Below are 6,817 nucleotides of genomic sequence, written 5' to 3' on the forward strand. Positions count from 1 at the left end.
CCCACCGCCGTCGTCCGCGGCGCCGCCCGCCGCGCCGTCCTGCGCGGCCTCCCCCGCCGGCGCCCCGGCGTCCGGTCCTGCGACCGCCCCGGGTGCCTGGTCGGCCTGCGACCCCGCGGCCTGCTCCTCGGTCGCCCCCGCGCCGTCCGCGCCGCAGCCCGCGAGGAGGACGGCGAGCAGCAGCGCAAGCAGGACCACGACCCGTCGCCTGCCGCCGGTCGCTGCTGTCCGTGCCGTGCCCCGGGCGTCCCTGTCCCGCATGTCCCGACCTCGTCCCTCCGCGCCCCGGCGGCACGGTCACCCCATGGGACCCGACCGGGCACCGCGGGGATCCCCCGACCAGGACACGATCCGGTCCCGGTCCGGTCGCGGACCGGTCACGCCGGTGACGGACCGGACAGACCGGGCACCGGCGGGGCGGCCAGGGGCCGGCTCAGGCGCGCTCGCGCAGGCCCGGGGGCGCACCGAGCGCCGAGCGGGCGGCGGTGAGCCGGCCGAGCAGGTCCTGCTCGCGGGCGGCGGCGTCCCACGGCGCGGTGCCGGCGCCGACCCGCTCGCGCAGGTGCGCCAGGTCGATGGCCGCGGTCTGGAAGCGCCGCATGGCGGGTCCCGACCCGGACCGGCGGGCCACCCGCTGGGCGTGCCGGCGGGCGGGCAGCGAGACGAGCATCTGCTCCTCGGCGGGGGAGAACCAGCCGTACCGGGCGTACAGGGCGATCCCGGACCGGACGGTCCGCGCCTGGCGCGCGCGGGCCCACAGGGCGAGGGCGACGAAGGCGCAGAACAGCGGCACCCACATCGTCAGGTAGGTCCCGGCGAACCCCGCGGTGCCGCCCACGGCCATGCCGTTCCACAGCCCGTGCAGCAGCACGGCCACCGCGAAGCCGGCGAGCGCCACGAGCAGCCGGGCCGCCCCCCGGCGCCGTGAGGCGAGCACGAGCCCGACACCGGTGGCCGCGGTGAACAGCGGGTGCGCGAACGGCGACACCACCCCGCGGACGACGAACGTCGCCACGAGCCCGCCGCTGCCGCCGGACAGCAGCGCCTCGCCCAGGTAGAGGATGTTCTCGGTGAAGGCGAACCCGACACCCACCAGGCCGGCGTAGACGAAGCCGTCGACGAGGCCGTCGAGCCCCCGCCTGCCCACGAGCACGACCGCCACCAGGCCGAGCCCCTTGATCCCCTCCTCCACCAGCGGCGCCACGAGCACGGCCCCCAGCACGTCGGCGTCGCCGCCCAGCGCCTGCACCGCAAGGGTCGGCGGCAGGCTGAGCAGCAGGGCGAACGCGGTGGCCACGGCGGCCCCCCAGCCGAAGGCGAACAGCAGCATGCCCCGCGGCTCCGGCTCGTACCGGTCGAGCCAGGCGTACACCCGGACCAGCGGCAGCACGGGCAGCGCCGCGACGAGCAGGGCCGTGGCGAAGGCCTCCGGGCCGACGCTCAGCAGCACGACGACGGTGACCACGAGGCCGCAGACCACGACGAGCAGGCCGCCGAGGACGGCCAGCACCACCTGGCCGGCGCGGCCGCCGCCACGCACGGGAGGGGCCGGGACGGGCAGCGGCTGGGGGTGGACCATGTCGGCAGGGTAGGAGGTGGGGCGGCGCTCGGCGGCTCCTCGCAGAGCGGCCGTGGACGGCGCGCGGCGGTACCGGCACGGCCTCCCGCCGCCGGCGTGCTGCTCGCGGCGGGGCGCCGTGGCCCGCCGGTGGGGACGACGGGACGGGCCCTGTCGCAGGGGCGTCGTAGGCTCGCGTCCGTGAGCAACACGGGGAGCAAGGACCGGCTGGTCTGGGTGGACTGCGAGATGACGGGGCTGAGCGTCGTCGACGACGCCCTCGTCGAGATCGCCGTCCTGGTGACCGACGGGGACCTCACGGTGCTCGGCGAGGGCGTCGACGTCGTCATCCGCCCCCCGGCGGGGTCGCTGGAGCAGATGCGCGAGGTCGTGCGGACGATGCACACGAGCTCGGGCCTGCTCGACGTGCTCGACGCGGGCACCACGCTGGAGGACGCCGAGGCGCAGGTCATGGCCTACGTCACCCAGTGGGTGCCGGACGCCGGGCGGGCACCTCTGGCGGGCAGCACCATCGGCACCGACCGCGGCTTCATCGCCCGGGACATGCCCGCCTTCGACGCGCACCTGCACTACCGGGTCGTCGACGTGTCCTCCATCAAGGAGCTCGTCAAGCGCTGGTACCCCCGGGTGCACTTCAACTCCCCCGCCAAGCACGGCGGGCACCGGGCCATGGCCGACATCCTCGAGAGCATCGCCGAGCTCCGGTTCTACCGCGAGGCCGTCTTCGTCCCCCTGCCCGGCCCGGACAGCGACGCCACCAAGGTCATCGCGGCCCGGCACGAGCTGCCCGCGGGCACCGTGCCGTCCTGGGCTCCCGGGCTGGCAGCGCACCCCTGAGGGGCGGCTACACTTCTCGACGCAGCCGGTGCGTGCACCGGCCGTGGTGGGTGTAGCTCAGCTGGTAGAGCGCCGCCTTGTGGTGGCGGATGTCGCGGGTTCAAGTCCCGTCACTCACCCCAGCGGACGACGGGCCAGGGCGACGACGCCCTGGCCCGCCGCCCGGTACCGCCCGCCCCCGTGCGACCGTGATCCCCGCAGCGACGCGACCGCCCCGCGTCCGCACGACCAGCGCGAGGAGCCCCGATGACGACGCCGACCGCACCCAACCTGCCCGCCGCCGCACGCGCCCGCGAGTACGCCGGCGTCGGCACGGAGGAGGTGGCCTACGAGCTCACCGAGCCGCTGGACCCGGACATGGCGGGCGTCTTCCGCGGCCTGCCCGCCGACGACCTGGTCTACCGGGACCGGGCGCGCGCCTTCGTGCAGGACGAGGTGCTGCCGGTCATCGACGGGTACTGGGACCGCGCGGAGTACCCCGTGCACCTGCTGCGCCGCCTCGGCGAGCTCGACCTCGTCCGCGACGGCGTCGACGTCCCGGGCCGCCCGCCGATGAGCCTGCTCGCCTCCTGCCTGGTCCAGCACGAGCTGAGCCGCGGCGACGGCTCGGTGGCCACCATGGTCGGCGTCCAGGGCGGGCTCACGCTGCGCACGGTCGCCATGCTCGGCTCGCCGGAGCAGAAGGAGCGCTGGCTCGAGCCGCTCGCCTCGGCGACGGAGCTCGGGTCCTTCGCCCTCACCGAGCCCACCCACGGCTCGGACTCGGTGAGCCTGGAGACCCGGGCGCGCACGGTGGACGCCGGCTACGTCCTGGACGGGCAGAAGAAGTGGATCGGCAACGGCTCCGCCGGCGGGGTGACCGTGGTGTGGGCCCGGGGCGACGACGGCCAGGTGCACGGCTACCTCGTCCCCCAGACCACGCCCGGCTACCGGGGCGAGACCATCGAGGGCAAGGTCGCGCTACGGGCGATCTGGCAGGCCCACGTCCGCCTCGAGGGCGCGGCCGTCCCCGCGGACGCCCTGCTGCCCGGCGGCGAGACCTTCGCCGACACCGCGCGCGTCCTCGCCGCGACCCGGCTCGGCGTGGCCTGGTCCGCGCTCGGCCACATGACCGCCTGCTACGAGACCGCGGTGCACTACACCCGCCAGCGGGTGCAGTTCGGGCGCCCGCTCGCCGCCTCGCAGGTCGTGCAGGAGCGCCTGGCCCGGATGCTCAGCCACGTGACGTCGGTGCAGGCGCTGCTCATGAGCCTCACCCGGCTCGCCGCGGAGGAGCCGGTGAGCGGGGCGCAGGCGTCCCTGGCCAAGTACACGGCCACCCGGACCGCGCGGGTCGTCGCCACCGAGGCGCGGGACCTGCTCGGCGGCAACGGCATCCTGCTGCGCCACCGGGTGGTCCGGCACTTCGCCGACGTCGAGGCGATCCACACCTACGAGGGCACCGAGACCGTCCAGGCCCTGCTCGTCGGCCGCAGCATCACCGGGATGTCCGCCTTCGCCTGACGGCCGGGACGTCACGCCCGGCCGGCGGCCCGGGGACCCCCGCTCAGACGACCGCGGGACCCCCGACGACCGCTCGGTCCCCGACGGCCGTGCAGTCCCCGACGACCGCGCGGTCCTCGGCCCGGCGGCGCAGGGTGGTGGCCGGCCTGGAGCCCCCGTGCCCCGGCGCGGCGAGCAGGGCGAGGACGGCGAGGTCGTCGGCCAGGCGGGGGTCGCCGTGCCAGGCCTGCGCCGCGTGCTCCAGCGCGGCGAGCGTCGGGCCGAGCCCCCCGCCGCAGGGGTCGGCGGCGGCCAGGACGTCGGCGGCGCGCGGCGTCCCGAGCTCCTCCCCTGCGGCGTCGCGGGCCTCGACGAGGCCGTCGGTGAACAGGCACAGCAGGTCGCCGTCGGCCAGCTCGACCCGCTGCGGCACGAGCACGGGGTCGGGGACCAGGCCGAGCGCCGTGCCCGGCACCCCGACCACCTCGACCCGGCCGTCGGCCCGGCGCAGCAGCGGCTGCAGGTGCCCGGCGAGGACGAGGTCGGCGCTCACCCCGCCCGGGTGCGGCGTGAGGACGACGTGGGCCAGGGTGCAGAACCGCTCGTCGTCGCCCTCGTCGGACAGCGCCGTGTTGACCGCCGACAGCAGCCGCTCCGGCCGGGCCGCGTCGGCCGACAGCGCGCGCAGGGTGAACCGGACCCGCGCCGTCACCGCCGCGGCCTCGGCGCCCTTGCCGGCCACGTCGCCCAGCACCGCGCACCAGCGGCCGTCGCCGAGCGGCCACAGCTCGTAGAAGTCGCCGCCGATCTCGCGCCCCTCCCCCGCCGGGCGGTACAGGGCGCCGGCGAGCAGCCCCGGGACCTCTGGCAGCACCGCGGGCAGCAGGGCGGTCTGCAGGGCCGCGGCCACCCGCGTCCGCTCCTCGAGCAGGACCCGCACCTGCTCCTCCGCGGCACGGCGGGCCGTGATGTCCCGCAGCAGCAGCACCTGCCCGGCGGGGGTGCCGGAGCGGTCGAGCAGCGGCCGGCTGCGCACCTCGACCGTGCGGGCCCCGTCCGCCCCGCCGACCACGACCTCGCCGGCGGCGTGGTCGGGCAGCAGCACGTCGACCGGGACGCCCTCGGGATGGGCGCCCCCGCCCGGGCCGCCGGCCGCGCCGAGCAGCGCCCGCGCGGCGGGGTTGCTCTCGAGCACGCGGCCGAGCGGGTCCACGACGAGCACGCCGTCGGGCAGCCCGTCGACCACGACGTCCCGCGCCACCCGCGCCAGGGTGAGCAGGCGCCCCTGCAGCAGCCCCAGGACGACGACGGCGCCGGTGACGACGAACAGGAACGGGGTGAGGTCGACGCGGGCGAACGGGCCCACCTCGAGGTTGAAGAGCAGGTTCGCCGTCCACGGCAGCACCGCCGCGACGGCGAGCGCGACCGACAGCCGCCGGTAGGCGCGGCTGGTCCGCAGCAGCCCGCGGATGAACACGACCATGGCCCACAGGACCATCCCGTAGGCGTAGACGGCGTGGACCCAGAACAGGTCGCCGGTCCGCACCACCGGCACCGGGTCGGCCGCGGTGGGGGGCGGCACGGAGCGGATGAGGTCGTGGGTGTCCGGGACCGCCAGCAGCCCGAGCACGAGCAGAGGCTCGACGGCGAGCAGCGCCAGGGTCCGGCGGGACACCCACGACCGGCGCCCGGTGAAGACGAGGACGAAGACGAGCCAGGTCGGCGGCACCAGGACGATCCCGGCGTACTTGAGGTCGCCCCACAGCAGCCGGGTCGCCGGGTCGGTGACGGACAGCTCGACCGCCCCCGCGAGCCCCCACCAGGCCGCCGCGAGCAGCACCGCGGCCAGCGGGCGGCCCTCGGGGACCTGCCGGCGGCGGGCGGCCCACAGCGCCTGGGCGGCCAGCGCGACGCCGGCCAGCACCAGGAGCCCCGCGAGGACCTGCGCCATCGGTCCATCGTGGTCGGTCCGGCCCCGCGGCGCGACGACTGGGGCCCCGGACCACACCGATGCCACGCTCTGGGGCATGGCCCGGTTCTTCGACGTCCACCCGGACGACCCCCAGCCGCGCAGCATCGCCCAGGTGGTGGCGATGGTCCGCGACGACGCCCTCGTCGCCTACCCGACGGACTCCTGCTACGCGCTGGGGTGCCGGATGGACTCCCGGACCGGTCCCGACCGGATCCGCCGGATCCGTGCGCTGGACGACCGGCACCACTTCACGCTGGTCTGCGCCGACTTCGCCCAGCTCGGCCAGCTCGTGCAGCTGGACAACCGGGGCTTCCGGTCGGTCAAGGCGTCGACGCCGGGCCCGTACACGTTCATCCTGCCCGCGCTCAAGGAGGTGCCCCGCCGCCTGGCGCACCCGAGGAAGAAGACCGTGGGCGTGCGGATCCCCGAGCACCCGGTGGTGCGGGCGCTGCTGCGGGAGCTCGGCGAGCCGCTGCTGTCGAGCACGCTCCTGCTGCCCGGCGACGACGACCCCATGACGGACGGCTGGCAGATCAAGGAGCGGCTGGACCACGTCGTCGACGCCGTCGTGGACTCCGGCGACTGCGGCACGGAGCCGACCACGGTCGTCGACCTGTCCGGCGGCGTCCCCGAGGTGGTCCGGGTGGGCGCCGGGGACCCGTCGCGGTTCCTCTAGGCCCGGGCGCCCGGTGGGGCCGGGCCCACGGCCGCGGCGGGACGACGGAGGGGGCCGTCCCCGGTCACCCGGGCACGACCCCCTCGCTCGTCACGACCGCTCAGGCGCGGTGGCGCCCCCTCGCCGTCCGCAGCCCGCCGCGGCGGGACACGACCAGCAGGCCGCCGCCCAGCGCGACCAGCACGACCGCGCCGAGGAGCACGTCGCCCGCCTCGGCGCCCGTGCGCGCCAGGCGCGACGGGAGCGACACGACGGGACCTGCGCCCGTGCC

The 6,817-nt window shown here is 76.9% G+C and carries 5 protein-coding genes, 1 tRNA gene and 1 pseudogene; 4 read left to right on the top strand and 3 right to left on the bottom strand.

The genetic code is table 11. The annotated features are described in order from the left end of the window. Together WCS02_RS15585 and WCS02_RS15590 are read right to left on the bottom strand one after the other, a co-directional pair. Positions 1-198, bottom strand: a pseudogene (locus WCS02_RS15585) (hypothetical protein); the annotation flags it as partial. Positions 199-433: 235 nt separating this feature from the next. Next, a complete protein-coding gene (locus tag WCS02_RS15590) occupies positions 434-1,579 on the bottom strand; it encodes a PrsW family intramembrane metalloprotease (protein WP_340294880.1) in 1,146 nt (381 codons plus the stop codon). A 180-nt stretch (positions 1,580-1,759) separates the two neighbouring features. Here WCS02_RS15590 and orn point away from each other — a divergent pair, with 180 nt between their 5' ends. The 3 genes from orn to WCS02_RS15605 all read left to right on the top strand — a co-directional run bounded on the left by orn (position 1,760) and on the right by WCS02_RS15605 (position 3,919). Then, on the top strand, positions 1,760-2,416 hold the full coding sequence (orn, locus tag WCS02_RS15595; protein WP_340294882.1) for an oligoribonuclease: 657 nt from the start codon (positions 1,760-1,762) through the stop codon (positions 2,414-2,416). A gap of 46 nt (positions 2,417-2,462) precedes the next feature. Then, positions 2,463-2,538: transfer RNA gene (locus tag WCS02_RS15600), tRNA-His, on the top strand. Between the two features lie 124 nt (positions 2,539-2,662). After that, positions 2,663-3,919 (top strand): acyl-CoA dehydrogenase family protein, encoded by a 1,257-nt coding sequence (locus tag WCS02_RS15605; protein ID WP_340294884.1) that lies wholly within the window; start codon positions 2,663-2,665, stop codon positions 3,917-3,919. Positions 3,920-3,962: 43 nt separating this feature from the next. Here WCS02_RS15605 and WCS02_RS15610 read toward each other — a convergent pair whose 3' ends face one another. Then, positions 3,963-5,849 (bottom strand): histidine kinase N-terminal 7TM domain-containing protein, encoded by a 1,887-nt coding sequence (locus WCS02_RS15610; RefSeq protein WP_340294886.1) that lies wholly within the window; start codon positions 5,847-5,849, stop codon positions 3,963-3,965. A gap of 76 nt (positions 5,850-5,925) precedes the next feature. Here WCS02_RS15610 and WCS02_RS15615 point away from each other — a divergent pair, with 76 nt between their 5' ends. After that, positions 5,926-6,546 carry an L-threonylcarbamoyladenylate synthase gene (locus tag WCS02_RS15615; RefSeq protein ID WP_340294888.1) on the top strand — a complete coding sequence of 207 codons (621 nt, stop codon included), beginning with the start codon at positions 5,926-5,928 and terminating at the stop codon, positions 6,544-6,546. Positions 6,547-6,817: the final 271 nt, after the last annotated feature.

Origin of the sequence: Aquipuribacter hungaricus, assembly GCF_037860755.1 — a bacterium.
Taxonomy (GTDB): domain Bacteria; phylum Actinomycetota; class Actinomycetes; order Actinomycetales; family JBBAYJ01; genus Aquipuribacter; species Aquipuribacter hungaricus.